We start from the raw sequence: 17573 nt of genomic DNA, 5'->3' as shown, positions 1-17573 counted from the left end.
GGTGCTCGCTTTCTCAGTCAAGAACTCTTCGGGGACGATCGGCGGACGGCGGGGCCGTCCTAGCCGACCGAGCCCTCCATCTGCAGCTCGATCAGCCGGTTGAGCTCGAGGGCGTACTCCATCGGCAGCTCCTTGGCGATCGGCTCGACGAAGCCGCGCACGATCATCGCCATGGCCTCGAACTCGGTCATACCGCGGCTCATCAGGTAGAAGAGCTGGTCCTCGGAGACCTTGGAGACGGTCGCCTCGTGACCCATCGACACGTCGTCCTCGCGGACGTCGACGTACGGGTAGGTGTCCGAGCGCGAGATGGTGTCCACGAGCAGCGCGTCGCACAGCACGTTGGACTTGGCGCCCGGAGCGCCCTCGCCGATCTCGATCAGACCGCGGTAGGAGGTGCGGCCGCCGCCTCGTGCCACCGACTTGGAGACGATGTTGGAGGAGGTGTTCGGCGCCATGTGCACCATCTTGGCGCCGGCGTCCTGGTGCTGGCCCTCGCCCGCGAAGGCGATGGACAGGGTCTCGCCCTTGGCGTGCTCGCCCATCAGGTAGACGGCCGGGTACTTCATGGTGACCTTGGAGCCGATGTTGCCGTCGACCCACTCCATGGTCGCGCCCTCGTACGCCACGGCGCGCTTGGTGACGAGGTTGTACACGTTGTTCGACCAGTTCTGGATGGTCGTGTAGCGGCAGCGGCCGCCCTTCTTCACGATGATCTCGACGACCGCGGAGTGCAGCGAGTCCGAGGAGTAGATCGGCGCGGTGCAGCCCTCGACGTAGTGGACGTAGGCGTCCTCGTCGACGATGATCAGCGTCCGCTCGAACTGGCCCATGTTCTCCGTGTTGATACGGAAGTAGGCCTGGAGCGGGATCTCCACGTGCACGCCCTTCGGCACGTAGATGAAGGAGCCGCCGGACCACACGGCCGAGTTCAGCGAGGCGAACTTGTTGTCACCGACGGGGATGACGGTGCCGAAGTACTCCTTGAAGAGCTCCGGGTGCTCCTTCAGCGCGGTGTCGGTGTCCATGAAGATGACACCCTGCGCCTCCAGCTCCTCGTTGATCTGGTGGTAGACGACCTCGGACTCGTACTGCGCGGCGACGCCGGCCACGAGGCGCTGCTTCTCCGCCTCCGGGATGCCGAGCTTGTCGTACGTGTTCTTGATGTCCTCGGGCAGGTCCTCCCAGGACTCCGCCTGCTTCTCCGTGGACCGCACGAAGTACTTGATGTTGTCGAAGTCGATCCCCGACAGGTCCGAGCCCCAGTTCGGCATGGGCTTCTTGCCGAAGAGCTTCAGGCCCTTGAGACGGAGGTTGAGCATCCACTCCGGCTCGTTCTTCTTGTCCGAGATGTCGCGGACGACAGCTTCGGACAGGCCGCGCTTCGCCGCCGCGCCTGCCGCGTCGGAGTCGGCCCAGCCGAATTCGTACGTGCCCAGGCCATCGAGCTCAGGGTGGGCAGTCTCCGTAGGGAGCGTCATGCGGGGTTCCTCCCGGCCGTACTTGCGGATGCTGATGTGGTGGTCTGTGAAGCCTGTGGTGCTGTGGGGCTGCTGCGCGGAACGAACGTCGTGCACACCCCGTCGCCGTGGGCGAGGGTGGCGAGACGCTGCACATGGGTCCCGAGCAGGCTGGAGAAGAATTCCGTCTCCGCCTCGCACAGCTGCGGGAACTGCTCGGCGACGTGCGCGACCGGGCAGTGGTGCTGGCACAGCTGCTCGCCCTGCCGGGGCCCCGGCGCGCTGCGCGCCGTAGCAGCGTAACCGTCGGCGGACAAGGCCTTGGCCAGCGCCTCGGTGCGCGCCTCGGGATCCGCGGCCTCGACCACGGCGCGGTACGTCTCGTACTGTGCGGCCATCCTGGCGCGGGCGAAGGCGACGAGCGCCTCGTCCCCCGCCGTCTCGGCGATCCAGCGCAGTGCGTCGACGGCGAGCTTGTCGTAGGACTGGTCGAACGCGTCCCGTCCGCAGTCGGTCAGGGCGAACACCTTGGCCGGGCGTCCGCGGGTGCGGGCGCCGTACACCCGCTGCTCGCGGGCCTCGACCACGTCGTCGGCGACGAGCGCGTCGAGGTGCCTGCGCACGGCCGCCTGGGTGAGGCGGACCCGCTCGGCCAGATCGGCGGCGGTGGACGGGCCGTGGTCCAGGATGGAGCGCGCGACCCGGTTGCGCGTCGAACGCTCACCGGTCGCGAGTTCCTCCTGGGGAGCCTCGCCAACGTATTTCACAACGCCATTGTTGCGTAATTCCTCCGGGCGTGACAACCCGCCCCCTGACCGGACACGGTGCCCTTCATCACTTAGGTACACCTAAGTTGACCTGCGGAAACGGATGATCACGGCAGCTCCCCGCAGGTGGGAGCCCTCCGGCCCGCCAGGCCGCAGGGACTGCCGGAACGCTCCGAAGACCCGCGGGAACCCGGCGCGCCGCACCCCCCGACCGGCCCGCCGGGGAGTACGGGGCAGCCCTTAGACTTTCCCGCCATGAGCAGCGAGCCCGTCGTACAGGCCAGGGGCCTGGTCAAGCGGTACGGCACGAAGACGGCGGTGGACGGCCTCGATCTGGTGGTCGGGACGGGCGCGGTGACCGCGGTCCTGGGCCCGAACGGCGCCGGCAAGACGACCACCATCGAGACCTGCGAGGGCTACCGGCGGCCCGACGGGGGGACCGTACGGGTCCTCGGCCTCGACCCGGTCGCCGACGCCTCCCGGCTGCGCCCCCGCGTCGGCGTGATGCTGCAGTCCGGCGGCGTCTACTCCGGCGCCCGCGCCGACGAGATGCTGCGCCACATGGCGAGACTGCACGCCCACCCGCTGGACGTCGACGCGCTCGTCGAGCGCCTCGGGCTCGGCGGCTGCGGCCGGACCGCCTACCGACGCCTCTCCGGAGGACAGCAGCAGCGCCTCGCCCTGGCCATGGCGGTCGTCGGCCGCCCAGAGCTGGTCTTCCTGGACGAGCCGACCGCCGGCCTCGACCCGCAGGCCCGCCGCTCGACCTGGGATCTGATCCGGGAGCTGCGGACCGACGGGGTGTCGGTCGTCCTCACCACGCACTTCATGGACGAGGCGGAGGCGCTCGCCGACGACGTCGCCGTCATCGACGCCGGCCGGGTCATCGCCCAGGGCAGCCCGGAGCAGCTGTGCAGGGGCGGCGCCGAGAACACCCTGCGCTTCACCGGCCGTCCCGGCCTCGACCTCGGCTCGCTGCTGAAGGCGCTGCCCGACGGCAGCGAGGCGGCGGAGCTCACGACCGGCGCGTACCGCATCACCGGGCGGATCGATCCGGAACTGCTGGCGACCGTCACGTCCTGGTGCGCCCAGAACGGCGTGATGCCGGACGGCATCGCGGTGGAACGGCACACCCTCGAGGACGTCTTCCTCGAACTGACCGGCAAGGAGCTGCGCGCATGAGCGCCGGTACGTACACCCCCCGACCCGGTGCGGCCCCGCTGCCCCGCATGATCGCCGCCCAGGCGGCGCTGGAGACGCGGATGCTCCTGCGCAACGGTGAGCAGCTGCTGCTCACCGTGGTCATCCCCACGCTGCTGCTCGTGCTGTTCAGCGCGGTCGACATCGTGGACACGGGCGCGGGCGAGCCGGTCGACTTCCTGACCCCGGGGGTCCTCGCCCTCGCGGTGATGTCCACGGCCTTCACCGGCCAGGCCATCGCGACCGGTTTCGAGCGGCGCTACGGGGTGCTCAAGCGGCTGGGCGCCTCACCGCTCCCCCGCTGGGGGCTGATGACGGCCAAGACCCTGGCCGTGCTGTTCACGGAGGTGCTGCAGGTCGTCCTGCTGACGGTGATCGCCTTCGCGCTGGGCTGGTCCCCCCAGGGCAACCCGTTCGCCGTGCTCCTGCTCCTGGTGCTGGGCACCGTGGCCTTCTCCGGGCTCGGGCTGCTGATGGCGGGAACCCTGAAGGCGGAGGCCACGCTGGCCGCCGCCAACCTGGTCTTCCTGCTGCTGCTGGTCGGCGGCGGGGTGATCGTGCCGCTGGACAGGTTCCCGGACGCGGCGGGGTCGGTCCTCGGGCTGCTGCCGATCTCGGCGCTCTCCGACGGGCTGAGGGACGTCCTCCAGCACGGTGCGGCGATGCCCTGGGGCGACGCGGCGGTGCTTGCCGTGTGGGCGGTGCTCGGGCTGGGCGCGGCCGCGCGGTTCTTCCGCTGGGAGTGAGCGGGAGGCGCCCGTGGCGACGTGCGTGGAGTGCCCGGGGAGTTGTCCGGGCTCACCCGGGAATGCCCACCCCTCGTGAAAACATGCACAAGCCGTTCCCTACGATAGGGCGCGTGGAAACCCCCATCTCCTTCATCGCCAAGCGCTGGACGCCGTCGGTGAGGACGGCGAAACGCGCCGCACTCGCCGCGGTGGTGATGAGCGTCTTCATCATCATCACCGGCGGCGCGGTCCGGCTGACCGGTTCCGGCCTGGGCTGCGACACCTGGCCCAAGTGCACCGACGACAGCCTCTTCGCCACCCCCGAACAGGGCCTGCACGGTGCCATCGAGTTCGGCAACCGGATGCTCACGTACGTCCTGTCGGCCGCGGTCGGCTGGGCGATCATCGCGGCGCGCTCCCTGAAGCCCCGGCGGCGCGGCCTCACCCGTCTGGCGTGGTCGCAGTTCTGGCTGGTGATGGGCAACGCCGTCATCGGCGGGATCACCGTCTGGGCGGGCCTCAACCCGTGGTCGGTGGCCGGACACTTCCTGCTCGCCAACTGCCTGCTCACGGTGACCGTCGTCACCTGGGTGCGGATCGGCGAGGGTGACGGCGCGCAGCGCCCCCGCGCCCCCCGTCCGGTACGCCGGCTGGCCTGGGCCGTGGTGGCCACCACCGTCGTCCTGATCGCCCTGGGCACCACCGTGACCGGTTCCGGCAAGCACGCCGGGGACAGCAGCGACGTACCGCGGATGCCGTGGGACTGGAGCTCCGCCGCCCATGTGCACGCCGTCGCCGCCTGGGTGGTCTGCGCCCTTGCCGTCGCGATGTGGCTGGCCCTGCGCGCCGTGGACGCCCCGGCCGACACCCGGGCGCGCGCCCGGGACCTGCTGATCGTCCTGCTGGCGCAGGGCGGGATCGGGTACGTGCAGTACTTCAACGACGTACCGGAGATCCTGGTCGGCCTCCACATGCTGGGCTCGTCCCTGATGTGGATCGCGGTGCTGCGCCTGCTGCTGTCGTTGCGCGAGCGCCCCGCCGCCGGCCCCGCTCTTCCCGCGCCGTCGGCCGCCGGAGACCTGCCGGAGCACGCGGCCGCGCGCTGAACGGGTACCGGTGGCGGTACGACGAGGGCCCCCGGCCACGGAACTGCGGTTCCCGTGGCCGGGGGCCCTCGTCGTACCGCTGCGGCCGGCCCGCCCGAGGGGACCGGCCGTGCGGCCGTCAGGCCCGTCAGCGGCTCAGCCCTTGCTGTTGGAGGGTCCGCCGACCTGGATGCCCGCCATCCGGGACCACTCGTACGGGCCGGTGCGGACCTTGGCCGCGAATTCACCGTCGAAGTCCTCGTGCACCGTGATGCCGGCCTTGCGCGTGGCGCTCTCCGCAACGGCGTAGGAGGGCGCGACAAGGTCGCCCCAGCCGCCGTCCTCGCCCACCAGCACGATGCGGGTCCCCATCTGGCCGAGGTGGGCGAGCTGCCCTTCGGCGCCGCCGTGCGCCCGGGCGAAGGCGCCGATCTGCTTCGCGAGCTTCGCGGCCCTGCGCTCCGCGCGGGCCGCCTGCCTGCTGTCGTCCGACTGGGTCCGGGTCTCTGCCGTCTCTGCCATGGACAGGATGCTACCGACGGGTAGATCAACTGGCGACGGGCGGGGGGCGTGGCATCGGCCACGTCCCCCGCCCGTCGGCGGAGTGCTGGGTGCGCGGTCAGCGCAGGAAGGGGTCCACGGCGACGGCCACGAAGAGCAGCGACACGTAGGTGATGGACCAGTGGAAGAGCCGCATCTCCTTGAGCTTGCCGCCCGTCACGCCGGACTTGGCCCGGTTCTGCAGGCCGTGCGCCTCCCACAGCCAGAAGGCCCCGGTCACCACTGCCACCAGCGTGTAGAACCAGCCCGTGTAGCCCAGCGGGGTGAGCAGCAGGGAGACCGCGACCATCACCCAGCTGTAGATGACGATCTGGCGGGCCACCACCTGGTTGGAGGCGATGACGGGAAGCATCGGGACACCGACCCGGGCGTAGTCGTCCTTGACCTTCATCGACAGCGGCCAGTAATGCGGCGGCGTCCAGAAGAAGATGACCGCGAAAAGAATGACCGCGGCCCACGACAGGGAATTGGTCACCGCCGACCAGCCGATGAGCACCGGCATGCAGCCGGCGATTCCGCCCCAGACGATGTTCTGCGCTGTGCGGCGCTTCAGCAGCATCGTGTAGACGACGACATAGAACAGGAGTGCGCCGAGTGCGAGGCCTGCGGAGAGCCAGTTGACGAGCAGTCCGAACCAGACCGTGGAAATGACTCCGAGAGCGATTCCGAAGGCCAGGCACTCCCGGGGACTCACCATGCCGGTGACCAGGGGGCGCTGGGACGTACGGTCCATCAACGCGTCGATGTCGCGGTCGATGTACATGTTGAGAGCGTTGGCACCGCCCGCGGAGAGATATCCGCCGATGGTGGTGGTGACCACGAGCCAAAGATCGGGCACGCCCTGAGCGGCGAGGAACATCACCGGAACGGTGGTGATCAGCAGCAGCTCGATGATGCGCGGCTTGGTAAGAGCCACGAATGCCTTGATGCGGGCCCCGAACGGGCGATGGCCCATCGGGCTCGGAGTCAAGGCGACCCCTGCGGGTCGGGACTCGACGGCCGTCACGCACACCCCTGACAGAGAAATCCCAGCAAGCTCCGGACCTGAGGAGTCCGGTAGAAGCTTGCGCGAACCAGACCACTGTAGACGTTGGGCATACGCCTCTCTTCGCGGGGGTGGGGTCGTGTTGGGGTGGCGCAGAAGTGAACGACGGCGCTCATACGGGAGGCGAACTCCGCAGGTCGCCCGCACCGTGGAAAGGGCAGAAGCAGGCCCTTGGGTCGGGGGTAGGCTCGACAATGCCCGGTGCGGTAACCAGCCACCGGCTTTACGAACAGTGGAGAGGAGCCCTGACTCAGGGTGAGCACCAAGCCGACCACCACAGACCTCCAGTGGACCGAATTGGACCAGCGGGCCGTGGACACCGCCCGTGTCCTCGCCGCGGACGCCGTACAGAAAGTCGGAAACGGCCACCCGGGTACGGCGATGAGCCTGGCTCCTGCCGCGTACACCCTCTTCCAGAAGGTGATGCGCCACGACCCGGCGGACGCCGACTGGACCGGTCGCGACCGGTTCGTGCTGTCCGCAGGTCACTCCAGCCTGACGCTCTACACCCAGCTCTACCTCGCCGGGTACGGCCTGGAGCTGGACGACCTGAAGGCGTTCCGCACCTGGGGCTCGAAGACCCCCGGCCACCCGGAGTACGGCCACACCACCGGTGTCGAGACGACGACCGGCCCGCTGGGCCAGGGTGTCGCCAACGCCGTGGGCATGGCGATGGCCTCCCGCTACGAGCGCGGTCTCTTCGACCCGCAGGCGGCCCCCGGCACCTCCCCGTTCGACCACACCATCTGGGTCGTCGCCGGTGACGGCTGCCTCCAGGAGGGCATCTCGGCCGAGGCGTCCTCGCTCGCCGGCCACCAGAAGCTCGGCAACCTGGTGCTGCTGTGGGACGACAACCACATCTCGATCGAGGGCGACACGGAGACCGCGGTCTCCGAGGACACCCTGAAGCGCTACGAGTCCTACGGCTGGCACGTCCAGCGGGTGGACCAGCTGCCCAGCGGCGACCTGGACCCCGAGGGTCTGTACCGCGCGCTGCAGGCCGCCAAGGCCGAGACGGAGCGCCCGTCGTTCATCGCGGCCCGCTCGATCATCGCCTGGCCCGCCCCGAACGCCCAGAACACCGAGGCCGCGCACGGCTCGGCGCTCGGCGACGACGAGATCGCGGCCACCAAGCGGGTGCTCGGCTTCGACCCGGAGAAGACCTTCGAGGTCTCCGACGAGGTCATCGCGCACACCCGCGAGGCGCTGGACCGCGGCCGCGAGGCCCACGCCGAGTGGGACAAGTCCTTCGCCGCCTGGCGCACCGCCAACCCGGAGCGCGCGGCCGACTTCGACCGGATCGACGCGGGCGAGCTGCCCGCCGGCTGGGAGGACGAACTCCCCGTCTTCGAGGCCGGACACGGGGTCGCCACCCGGGCCGCCTCCGGAAAGGTGCTGCAGGCGCTCGGCGGCGTCGTCCCCGAACTGTGGGGCGGCTCGGCCGACCTGGCCGGCTCGAACAACACCACGATCGACAAGACCTCGTCGTTCCTCCCGGCCGGCAACCCGCTGCCCGAGGCCGACCCGTACGGCCGCACGATCCACTTCGGCATCCGCGAGCACTCCATGGCCGCGGCCATGAACGGCATCGCGCTGCACGGCAACACCCGCATCTACGGCGGCACCTTCCTGGTGTTCTCCGACTACATGCGCAACGCGGTGCGGCTGTCCGCCCTGATGCACCTGCCGGTGACGTACGTGTGGACGCACGACTCGGTCGGCCTCGGCGAGGACGGTCCGACGCACCAGCCGGTCGAGCACCTGGCCTCGCTGCGGGCCATCCCGGGCCTCAACGTCGTCCGCCCGGCCGACGCCAACGAGACCACCATCGCCTGGCGCGAGATCCTGCGCCGCTGGACCAAGGTGTTCGGCAAGGGCGCCCCGCACGGTCTGGCGCTGACCCGCCAGGGCGTGCCCACCTACCCGGCGAACGACGACGCGGCCAAGGGCGGCTACGTGCTCTTCGACGCCGAGGGAGCCGACGGGCAGAACGCAGAGCCCCAGGCCGTCCTGATCGCCACGGGCTCCGAGGTCCAGCTGGCGGTCGAGGCCCGGGACGAGCTCCAGACGGCCGGTGTGCCGACCCGTGTGGTCTCGATGCCGTGTGTCGAGTGGTTCGAGGAGCAGGACCAGGCGTACAAGGACAGCGTGCTTCCGCCGTCCGTGAAGGCCCGGGTCGCCGTCGAGGCGGGCATCGGCCTCACCTGGCACCGTTACGTCGGTGACGCCGGCCGGATCGTCTCGCTGGAGCACTTCGGTGCGTCGGCGGACGCCAAGGTCCTCTTCCGCGAGTTCGGCTTCACCGCCGCGCACGTGGCGGAAGCCGCCCGGGAATCTCTCGCCGCCGCTGCGCGCTGACGCGGTTACACGACAAGTAGGAGATGCAATTCTCATGACAGACGCACTCAAGCGCCTCTCCGACGAGGGCGTGGCGATCTGGCTGGACGACCTGTCCCGTAAGCGGATCACGTCCGGCAACCTGGCCGAGCTCATCGACCAGAGTCACGTCGTGGGTGTCACGACCAACCCGTCGATCTTCCAGAAGGCGATCTCCTCCGGCGACGGTTACGAGCAGCAGCTCACCGACCTCGCCGCCCGTGAGGTGACGGTCGAGGAAGCGATCCGCATGATCACCACCGCGGACGTGCGCGACGCGGCCGACATCCTCCGTCCCGTCTTCGACGCGACGGACGGCCAGGACGGCCGGGTCTCCATCGAGGTCGACCCGCGCCTGGCGCACAACACCCTGGCCACGGTGGCCGAGGCGAAGCAGCTGGCGTGGCTGGTGGACCGGCCGAACACGCTCATCAAGATCCCGGCGACGAAGGCCGGCCTGCCGGCGATCACCGAGACAATCGGGCGGGGCATCAGCGTCAACGTGACCCTGATCTTCTCGCTGGAGCGCTACCGCGAGGTCATGGACGCCTACCTGGCGGGCCTGGAGAAGGCGAAGGCCGCCGGCCTCGACCTCTCCAGGATCCACTCGGTGGCGTCGTTCTTCGTGTCCCGCGTGGACACCGAGATCGACAAGCGGCTGGACGCCGTCGGCAGCGACGAGGCGAAGGCCGCCAAGGGCAAGTCCGCCCTGGCCAACGCCCGTCTGGCCTACGAGGCGTACGAGGAGGTCTTCGGCAGCGACCGCTGGGCCCCCCTCGACAAGGCGCACGCCAACAAGCAGCGCCCGCTGTGGGCCTCCACCGGCGTGAAGGACCCGTCCCTCAAGGACACCCTGTACGTCGACGACCTCGTCGCCCCGAACACGGTCAACACCATGCCGGAGGCCACGCTGGACGCGGTCGCCGACCACGGCGAGATCAGCGGCAACACCGTCGCCGGCCGCTACGACCAGGCACGCGCCGATCTCGACGCCATCAGGAATCTCGGAGTCAGCTACGACGAGGTCGTACAGCTGCTCGAGGACGAGGGCGTCGACAAGTTCGAGTCTGCCTGGAACGACCTGCTCAAGTCGACCGAGGCCGAGCTTCGGCGCCTCGCTCCTTCGAAGGGCTGACCACCTTGTCTGGTGTTCCCGGAGCCAACCCGCTCCGTGACGCCCAGGACCGACGGCTCCCGCGCATCGCGGGGCCGTCGGGTCTGGTGATTTTCGGCGTCACGGGCGATTTGTCCCGTAAAAAGCTGATGCCCGCCGTCTACGACCTGGCTAATCGCGGCCTGTTGCCGCCGGGCTTCTCGCTCATCGGCTTCGCGCGCCGCGACTGGGAGGACGAGGACTTCGCGCAGGTCGTGCACGACGCGGTCAAGGAGCATTCCCGCACCCCGTTCCGCGAGGAGGTCTGGCAGCAGCTCAGCCAGGGCATGCGTTTCGTCCAGGGCAACTTCGACGACGACGTGGCCTTCGAGACCCTGCGGGCCACGATCGAGGACCTCGACAAGGCCCAGGGCACGGGAGGCAACTTCGCCTTCTACCTGTCCGTACCGCCGAAGTTCTTCCCCAAGGTCGTCCAGCAGCTCAAGAAGCACGGGCTGGCCGACCAGAAGGAGGGCTCCTGGCGGCGGGCCGTCATCGAGAAGCCGTTCGGGCACGACCTGGAGAGCGCGCAGGAGCTCAACCACCTCGTGCACGACGTCTTCCCGCCGAACGAGGTCTTCCGTATCGACCACTACCTCGGCAAGGAGACGGTCCAGAACATCCTGGCGCTGCGCTTCGCCAACACCATGTGGGAGCCGATCTGGAACAGGTCCTACGTCGACCACGTCCAGATCACGATGGCCGAGGACATCGGGATCGGCGGTCGCGCGGGCTACTACGACGGCATCGGCGCGGCCCGTGACGTCATCCAGAACCACCTGCTCCAGCTGCTGGCCCTGACCGCGATGGAGGAGCCCGGCTCCTTCCACCCGAAGGCGCTGGTCGCCGAGAAGCTCAAGGTGCTGACGGCGGTGGAGCTGCCGGAGGACCTGGGCAGGCACACGGTGCGCGGGCAGTACGCGCACGCGTGGCAGGGCGGCGAGGAGGCGCTCGGCTATCTGGAGGAGGACGGCATCGACCCCAAGTCGAAGACCGACACCTTCGCCGCGATCAAGCTGACGATCAACAACCGCCGCTGGGCGGGCGTGCCGTTCTACCTCCGTACCGGAAAGCGGCTCGGCCGCCGGGTCACCGAGATCGCGGTCGTCTTCAAGCGCGCGCCCTATCTGCCCTTCGAGTCCGGCGCGACGGAGGAACTGGGCGGAAACGCCCTGGTCATCCGGGTGCAGCCGGACGAGGGTGTGACGGTGCGCTTCGGCTCGAAGGTGCCGGGGACCTCCATGGAGGTCCGGGACGTCACCATGGACTTCGCCTACGGCGAGTCGTTCACGGAGTCCAGCCCGGAGGCGTACGAGCGGCTCATCCTGGATGTGCTGCTCGGCGACGCCAACCTCTTCCCGCGCCACCAGGAGGTCGAGCTCTCCTGGAACATCCTCGACCCGATCGAGAAGTACTGGGACAGCCACGGAAAGCCGGCCCAGTACGCGGCCGGTACCTGGGGACCGGCCGAGGCCGACGAGATGCTCGCACGCGACGGACGGAGCTGGCGCCGGCCATGAAGATCGATCTCACGGAAACCACATCCAGCAAGATCAACCAGGCACTCGTGTCGGCCCGCCGTTCCATCGGCACGCCGGCCATCGGCATGGTTCTCACCCTCGTCGTCGTCACCGACGAGGAGAACGCCTACGACGCGCTCAAGTCGGCGAGCGACTCCTCGCGCGAGCACCCCTCGCGGATCATCGCGGTGATCAAGCGGGTCAGCCGTACGCCGCGCGCCCGGCGCGACGCCCGCCTCGACGCGGAGATCCGGGTCGGTTCCGACGCGGGCTCCGGCGAGACCGTCGTGCTGCGCCTGCACGGTGAGCTGGCCAACCACGCCCAGTCGGTCGTCCTGCCGCTGCTGCTTCCGGACGCCCCGGTCGTCGTGTGGTGGCCCGAGGACGCTCCCGCGGACCCGGCGAAGGACCCGCTGGGTGCCCTCGCCCAGCGGCGGATCACCGACACGTACTCGGCCGAGCACCCGCTCGACGAGCTGTCGGTGCGCGCCGCGACGTACCGGCCGGGCGACACCGACCTGGCCTGGACCCGCATCACGCCGTGGCGTTCCATGCTGGCGGCGGCGCTCGACCAGCTGCCGGCCAAGGTCGTCTCGGCCACGGTCGAAGGCGAGTCGGACAACCCGAGCTGCGAACTGCTGGCCATGTGGCTCGCGGACCGGCTCGGCGTCCCGGTGGAGCGCCTCCTGTCCAGCGGGCCCGGTCTGACGGCGGTCCGGATGGAGACCGAGGCCGGTGTCATCGTGCTGGACCGGGCGGACGGTTCACTCGCCACGCTCTGCATGGTGGGCCAGCCGGACCGTGCCGTCGCGCTGAAGCGGCGGGAGACCGCGGAGCTCCTCGCGGAGGAGCTGCGGCGTCTGGACCCGGACAACATCTACGAGTCCACGGTGAAGTTCGGCGTGGAGCGCCTCGGCGGACCCACGGAGGCGTCGTCGGTCGGGTCCGGCGGCAAGCGGGCGGAGCCGGCGGGTTCGGCGGCTCCCGCCGCGAAGAAGGCGGCGGCCAAGAAGGCGGCGTCGAAGTGAGTGCGCCGCAGCTCGTCGTGCACCGCGACAAGGAGCTGATGGCGCAGGCCGCGGCTGCCAGGCTGATCACGAAGGTGGTGGACGCCCAGACCGCCCGCGGTCACGCCTCGGTGGTCCTCACCGGCGGGCGCAACGGCAACGGCCTGCTGTCGGCGCTCGCCGGTTCGCCCGCGCGGGACGCGATCGACTGGTCGCGGCTCGACCTGTGGTGGGGCGACGAGCGCTTCCTGCCCGAGGGTGATCCGGAGCGCAATGTCACGCAGGCCCGCGAGGCCCTGCTGGACAAGGTAGGACTGGACCCCGCGCGGGTCCACGCGATGCCCGCGTCCGACGGACCGTACGGCGGCGACGTCGACGCGGCCGCCGCGGGGTACGCCGAGGAGCTGGCCGCAGCGGCGGGCCCGGAGGACCACGGGCCGGTGCCGGTGTTCGACGTGCTGATGCTGGGCGTCGGTCCTGACACGCACGTCGCTTCGCTCTTCCCGGAGTTGCCGGCGGTGCGGGAGACCGAGCGCACCGTCGTCGGTGTGCACGGCGCTCCCAAGCCGCCGCCCACCCGGGTCACGCTCACGCTGCCCGCGATCCGGGCGGCGCGCGAGGTGTGGCTGCTGGCCGCGGGTGAGGACAAGGCGGAGGCGGCGGAGATCGCGCTGTCCGGTGCCGGGGAGATCCAGGCCCCGGCGGCCGGGGCGTACGGCCGTGGCCGCACGCTGTGGCTGCTGGACGCGGCGGCGGCCTCCCTGCTGCCGCGGGCGCTGTACCCGCCCGCCTCGGCTTAGGCGCGATGCACGAAGGCCCGGTCCCGCTCCCAGGAGCGGGACCGGGCCTTCGTCGTCCGTCCGTCCCGCCTCAGGGAAGCGGAGGGCCACCGGTCCGGGGTGCTTCCTCGCGTACCAGGAACGGCTCCAGCAGACCCGGGACGGCCTCGGCGGCGAGCACGAGGCCTGCGCCCGCGTCGACGTCCCGCACGGTGTACGCGCCCGCCCCGGCGGCCGTGGTGGCGGTGACCCCGATCAGCCCCGCCCTGCGCTGGAACCAGGACTCCTTCACCGTCCAGCCGATCACCCCGCTGCGCTGCAGGGCCGCCGTGGATCGCCGGAGCGTGCCCGAGCGCGTGACGAGGTACGCCCCGCTCAGCGCGTGGCCGAGCGACCGGTAGGCGTCCAGGGCCAGCGCCACGGCGAGCGGCAGGGACACGGTCGCGCAGCCGAGCGCCACCCACAGCAGCACGGGCGTCAGCAGCGTGCCCAGGAGCACCAGGACCAGCACGGGCACCAGGGCCGCAGCCACGGCCAGGCGCATCCTCCGGCGGAGGGCCGCCCTCGGGTGCGCGGTGAGCGGGACGCCGGTCGGGGAGACGGACTCGCGCAGCACCTCGGCGGCGATCCTGTCGGCCAGTGCCCGGGGCACCGCCGGCAGCAGGGTGTCGTGGTCGGCGCCCCTCGACTCCTCGTCCTGGGCAAGGCCCGTGGTGATGGCGTCCACCCGGGCGGCGGCCAGCATCCGTACGCCGAGCGGCTCCACGAGGTCCACTCCGCGCAGTCGCCGCTCCTCGACGGAGAGGGAGCGTGAGGTCAGCAGTCCGCGCCGGACGCGCAGGGTGCCTCCCGGCTCACGCTCCAGGCGGTAGTTCCACCACATCTCGACCCACAGCCCGAGTGCCCCGACGACCCCGGCGGCCAGGGCGGTCAGAACGGTGACCACGATCGCCCAGAGCAGTGGCGTGTCCCGGAAGCGGTCAGCCGCCCAGTCGATCACCTCGCCCTGCGCACCGACCCAGTCGCTGATCTGCAGGACGCCTCCGATCGCGGCACCGCCGAGCATGGGAGCGACGAAGGAGACCGGCGCGTAACGGATCCAGCGGAGGTCGAGCGTGGCCAGTTCGCCCTCGCGGTGCGCACCGCGGGCGGCGGACGACGGGGCTCGGCCGAGCAGTTCCCGGCGCAGCCGCTCGCCCTCCGCGCGGGCGACGGGGTCGAGTTCCAGGGTCGAGTCGCCGCCGGTGTGTTCCCCCGTGCCGATCCGCACCGTGACCAGGCCGAGGACCCTGAGCAGCGGGTGGGCGGTGAGGTCGACGCTGCGGATACGCTCGCGGGCCAGCGAGCGGCGCTTCACCAGGAGCAGCCCGGTGTGGAGATCGACGCGCCCGGCGCCGACCCGGTAGCGGGTGCGCCGCCATCGCACGTGGTCGGTGGCGGTGGCGCAGCCGATCAGCAGCACCGCGCCCGCCAGCACCCACCCGATGGCTCTCGGGTAGCCGATCCGGCCGGAGAGCCCCGCGGCGACCGGAACCGCGGTGCCCGCGGCGACGCCCGCCGTGACCAGCGCGGTCACCAGGGCCGTGCGGGGGTGGAGGCGCAGCCAGCCGGGGCCACTGTCGGCGGCGGTGCTCACGTGGCGTCGCCGGGGGTGTCCCGGGTCATCCGGGTCAGGCGCTCGGCGAGATCGGCGGCCTCCTCGTGGGCGAGGCCCCCGATCCTCACCGCGCCCTTGGCGGACGCGGTGGTGACGGTGACGGTGGCCAGCCCGAAGAGCTGTTCCAGGGGGCCGCGCACGGTGTCCACGGTCTGGATCCGGGACATCGGCGCGATCCGCCACTCCCTGAGGAAGACCCCGGTACCTACGTAGACCGCCTGCTCCGTGACCTCCCAGCGGTGGGTGCGGTACCACCAGAGCGGCAGGACCACGGCGCACAGCAGGCCGAAGCCCGCGACCGCGGCCGCCGCGGTCAGGAGCCAGAACGCGGCGGGAGGGAGGAACACCCCCAGCAGTCCCAGCACGGCGACCGGTGCCGCGGTCAGCAGCAGCCACCGGGCGCGCCACCAGCCGACGGCCCGGCGCGCCGGTGCGTTGCGCGGCGGCCGGAGCCGGACCGTCCCCTCCCGCGTCGTCATACGGCTCAGCGGCCCCGCAGCGAGCGGTACGTCGCCACGAGCGCGGCGGTGGAGCTGTCGAGCTGCTCCCCGCCGGTGCCCTCGGTCAGCACCGGTTCGATCTTCTTGGCGAGGACCTTGCCGAGCTCGACGCCCCACTGGTCGAAGGAGTCGATGTTCCAGACCGCGCCCTGGACGAAGACCTTGTGCTCGTACAGCGCGATCAGCTGGCCGAGCACCGAGGGGGTGAGCCGGTCGGCGAGGACGGTGGTCGTCGGGTGGTTGCCGCGGAAGGTCTTGTGCGGCACGAGCTCCTCGGGCACGCCCTCGGCACGGACCTCGTCGGGCGTCTTGCCGAAGGCGAGCGCCTGGGTCTGGGCGAAGAAGTTGGCCATGAGCAGGTCGTGCTGGGCGATAAGCCCGGGCAGCAGGTCCTGGACCGGCGTGGCGAAACCGATGAAGTCGGCCGGGATGATCTTCGTACCCTGGTGGATCAACTGGTAGTAGGCGTGCTGCCCGTTGGTGCCCGGGGTGCCCCAGACGACGGGCCCGGTCTGCCATTCGACCGGATCGCCGTCCCGGTCCACGGACTTGCCGTTGGACTCCATGTCCAACTGCTGCAGGTACGCGGTGAACTTGGACAGGTAGTGGCTGTAGGGCAGGACCGCGTGCGACTGGGCGTCGAAGAACTGGCCGTACCAGACGCCGAGGAGACCCAGCAGCAGCGGGGCGTTCTCCTCGGCCGGGGCGGTGCGGAAGTGCTCGTCGACGAGGTGGAAGCCGTCGAGCATCTCGCGGAACCGCCCGGGCCCGATGGCGATCATCAGCGAGAGGCCGATCGCCGAGTCGTAGGAGTAGCGGCCGCCGACCCAGTCCCAGAACTCGAACATGTTGGCCGTGTCGATGCCGAAGTCCGTGACCTTGTCCGCGTTCGTCGACAGCGCCACGAAGTGCTTGGCGACGGCTTCCTGACCTGCTTTCAGCCCGGTGAGGAGCCAGTCGCGCGCCGAGGTGGCGTTGGTGATGGTCTCGATCGTGGTGAAGGTCTTGGACGCCACGATGAAGAGCGTCTCGGCCGGGTCGAGGTCGTGGAGCGCCTCGTGGAGGTCGGCGCCGTCGACGTTCGACACGAAGCGGACGGTGAGCGAACGGTCCGTGAAGGAGCGCAGCACCTCGTAGGCCATGGCCGGCCCGAGGTCGGAACCGCCGATGCCGATGTTCACGATGTTCTTGACCGGCCTGCCGGTGTGACCGGTCCACTCACCGGCCCGGACGCGGTCGGCGAACTCCGCCATCCGGTCGAGGACCGCGTGCACGGCCGGCACGACGTTCTCGCCGTCGACCTCGATCACGGCGCCGCGCGGAGCCCGGAGCGCGGTGTGCAGGACCGCACGGTCCTCGGTCGTGTTGATCTTCTCGCCGCGGAACATCGCGTCCCGCAGTCCGGCGACTCCCGTGGCGGCGGCGAGGTCGCGCAGGAGGCGCAGCGTCTCGTCCGTGACCAGGTGCTTGGAGTAGTCGATGTGGAGGTCGCCGACCCTGAGGGTGTACGCCGTCCCGCGGTCCGGCGCCTGTTCGAACAGCCGGCGCAGTTGCGTGTCGCCGAACTCCTCACGGTGCTTGCCGAGGGCCGTCCACTCGGGCAGCTGACTGAGCTTGGTTCGGCCTTGTGCGTTCATCCCGGAAATCGCCCATCTCTTCTCGTGCCTGCAACCTTCCCCGCCGCCCCTCCAACCTAATTGATCTGGAGGGCGCGGCGGAGCAACGGCGGGCTCCG

The 17573-nt window shown here is 70.6% G+C and carries 15 protein-coding genes; 8 read left to right on the top strand and 7 right to left on the bottom strand.

Annotation, left to right across the window (positions count from 1 at the left end):
- Positions 1-59: 59 nt before the first annotated feature.
- Together sufB and AB0I83_RS22340 are read right to left on the bottom strand one after the other, a co-directional pair.
- Positions 60-1481, bottom strand: a complete 1422-nt coding sequence (gene sufB / locus AB0I83_RS22345; protein WP_356536882.1) for a Fe-S cluster assembly protein SufB — start codon at positions 1479-1481, stop codon at positions 60-62.
- Positions 1478-2227, bottom strand: coding sequence for a metalloregulator ArsR/SmtB family transcription factor (locus AB0I83_RS22340; protein ID WP_356536880.1), 750 nt, complete (start codon positions 2225-2227; stop codon positions 1478-1480). Before AB0I83_RS22340 ends, sufB begins: the two co-directional genes overlap by 4 nt.
- 255 nt (positions 2228-2482) lie before the next feature.
- Between AB0I83_RS22340 and AB0I83_RS22335 the strand changes: the two genes are divergently transcribed.
- The 3 genes from AB0I83_RS22335 to AB0I83_RS22325 all read left to right on the top strand — a co-directional run bounded on the left by AB0I83_RS22335 (position 2483) and on the right by AB0I83_RS22325 (position 5261).
- Complete coding sequence (locus AB0I83_RS22335; protein ID WP_356536879.1) at positions 2483-3409, top strand: ABC transporter ATP-binding protein; 927 nt, start codon at positions 2483-2485, stop codon at positions 3407-3409.
- Positions 3406-4173 carry an ABC transporter permease gene (locus AB0I83_RS22330; RefSeq protein WP_356536878.1) on the top strand — a complete coding sequence of 256 codons (768 nt, stop codon included), beginning with the start codon at positions 3406-3408 and terminating at the stop codon, positions 4171-4173. The genes AB0I83_RS22335 and AB0I83_RS22330 overlap by 4 nt, the downstream gene beginning before the upstream one ends.
- A 104-nt stretch (positions 4174-4277) precedes the next feature.
- Positions 4278-5261, top strand: coding sequence for a COX15/CtaA family protein (locus tag AB0I83_RS22325; RefSeq protein ID WP_356536940.1), 984 nt, complete (start codon positions 4278-4280; stop codon positions 5259-5261).
- Positions 5262-5396: 135 nt separating this feature from the next.
- On the opposite strand, the gene AB0I83_RS22320 is transcribed toward AB0I83_RS22325, so the two are convergent.
- Together AB0I83_RS22320 and AB0I83_RS22315 are read right to left on the bottom strand one after the other, a co-directional pair.
- Positions 5397-5762, bottom strand: coding sequence for a hypothetical protein (locus tag AB0I83_RS22320; protein ID WP_356533775.1), 366 nt, complete (start codon positions 5760-5762; stop codon positions 5397-5399).
- Between the two features lie 97 nt (positions 5763-5859).
- The gene (locus AB0I83_RS22315; protein ID WP_356533774.1) at positions 5860-6807 is read right to left on the bottom strand and encodes a heme o synthase; all 948 of its coding nucleotides are present in this window, start codon (positions 6805-6807) and stop codon (positions 5860-5862) included.
- A 294-nt stretch (positions 6808-7101) separates the two neighbouring features.
- Here AB0I83_RS22315 and tkt point away from each other — a divergent pair, with 294 nt between their 5' ends.
- The 5 genes from tkt to pgl are packed head-to-tail and all read left to right on the top strand — an operon-like array spanning position 7102 to position 13702.
- Positions 7102-9204: a transketolase gene (gene tkt, locus AB0I83_RS22310; protein WP_356533772.1), complete on the top strand. Its 2103-nt coding sequence runs from the start codon at positions 7102-7104 to the stop codon at positions 9202-9204.
- Between the two features lie 34 nt (positions 9205-9238).
- On the top strand, positions 9239-10357 hold the full coding sequence (gene tal / locus AB0I83_RS22305; protein WP_356533771.1) for a transaldolase: 1119 nt from the start codon (positions 9239-9241) through the stop codon (positions 10355-10357).
- A 5-nt stretch (positions 10358-10362) separates the two neighbouring features.
- Positions 10363-11895, top strand: coding sequence for a glucose-6-phosphate dehydrogenase (gene zwf, locus AB0I83_RS22300; RefSeq protein WP_356533769.1), 1533 nt, complete (start codon positions 10363-10365; stop codon positions 11893-11895).
- The gene (opcA, locus tag AB0I83_RS22295; RefSeq protein WP_356533767.1) at positions 11892-12923 is read left to right on the top strand and encodes a glucose-6-phosphate dehydrogenase assembly protein OpcA; all 1032 of its coding nucleotides are present in this window, start codon (positions 11892-11894) and stop codon (positions 12921-12923) included. Before zwf ends, opcA begins: the two co-directional genes overlap by 4 nt.
- Entirely contained in the window at positions 12920-13702 is a 783-nt protein-coding gene (pgl, locus tag AB0I83_RS22290) for a 6-phosphogluconolactonase (RefSeq protein ID WP_356841296.1), read from the top strand. Before opcA ends, pgl begins: the two co-directional genes overlap by 4 nt.
- Positions 13703-13772: 70 nt before the next feature.
- On the opposite strand, the gene AB0I83_RS22285 is transcribed toward pgl, so the two are convergent.
- From AB0I83_RS22285 to pgi, 3 genes are read right to left on the bottom strand one after another with little or no spacing between them, the layout of a single operon-like run.
- Positions 13773-15317: a PH domain-containing protein gene (locus AB0I83_RS22285; RefSeq protein WP_363305859.1), complete on the bottom strand. Its 1545-nt coding sequence runs from the start codon at positions 15315-15317 to the stop codon at positions 13773-13775.
- On the bottom strand, positions 15314-15817 hold the full coding sequence (locus AB0I83_RS22280) for a PH domain-containing protein (protein WP_363305858.1): 504 nt from the start codon (positions 15815-15817) through the stop codon (positions 15314-15316). Before AB0I83_RS22280 ends, AB0I83_RS22285 begins: the two co-directional genes overlap by 4 nt.
- A gap of 5 nt (positions 15818-15822) precedes the next feature.
- The gene (gene pgi / locus AB0I83_RS22275; protein WP_363305857.1) at positions 15823-17475 is read right to left on the bottom strand and encodes a glucose-6-phosphate isomerase; all 1653 of its coding nucleotides are present in this window, start codon (positions 17473-17475) and stop codon (positions 15823-15825) included.
- Between the last annotated feature and the right edge of the window lie 98 nt (positions 17476-17573).

Source organism: Streptomyces sp. NPDC049970 (assembly GCF_040660235.1).
In the GTDB taxonomy this organism is placed as follows: domain Bacteria; phylum Actinomycetota; class Actinomycetes; order Streptomycetales; family Streptomycetaceae; genus Streptomyces.
This window is presented reverse-complemented; position numbering and strand designations above follow the sequence as displayed.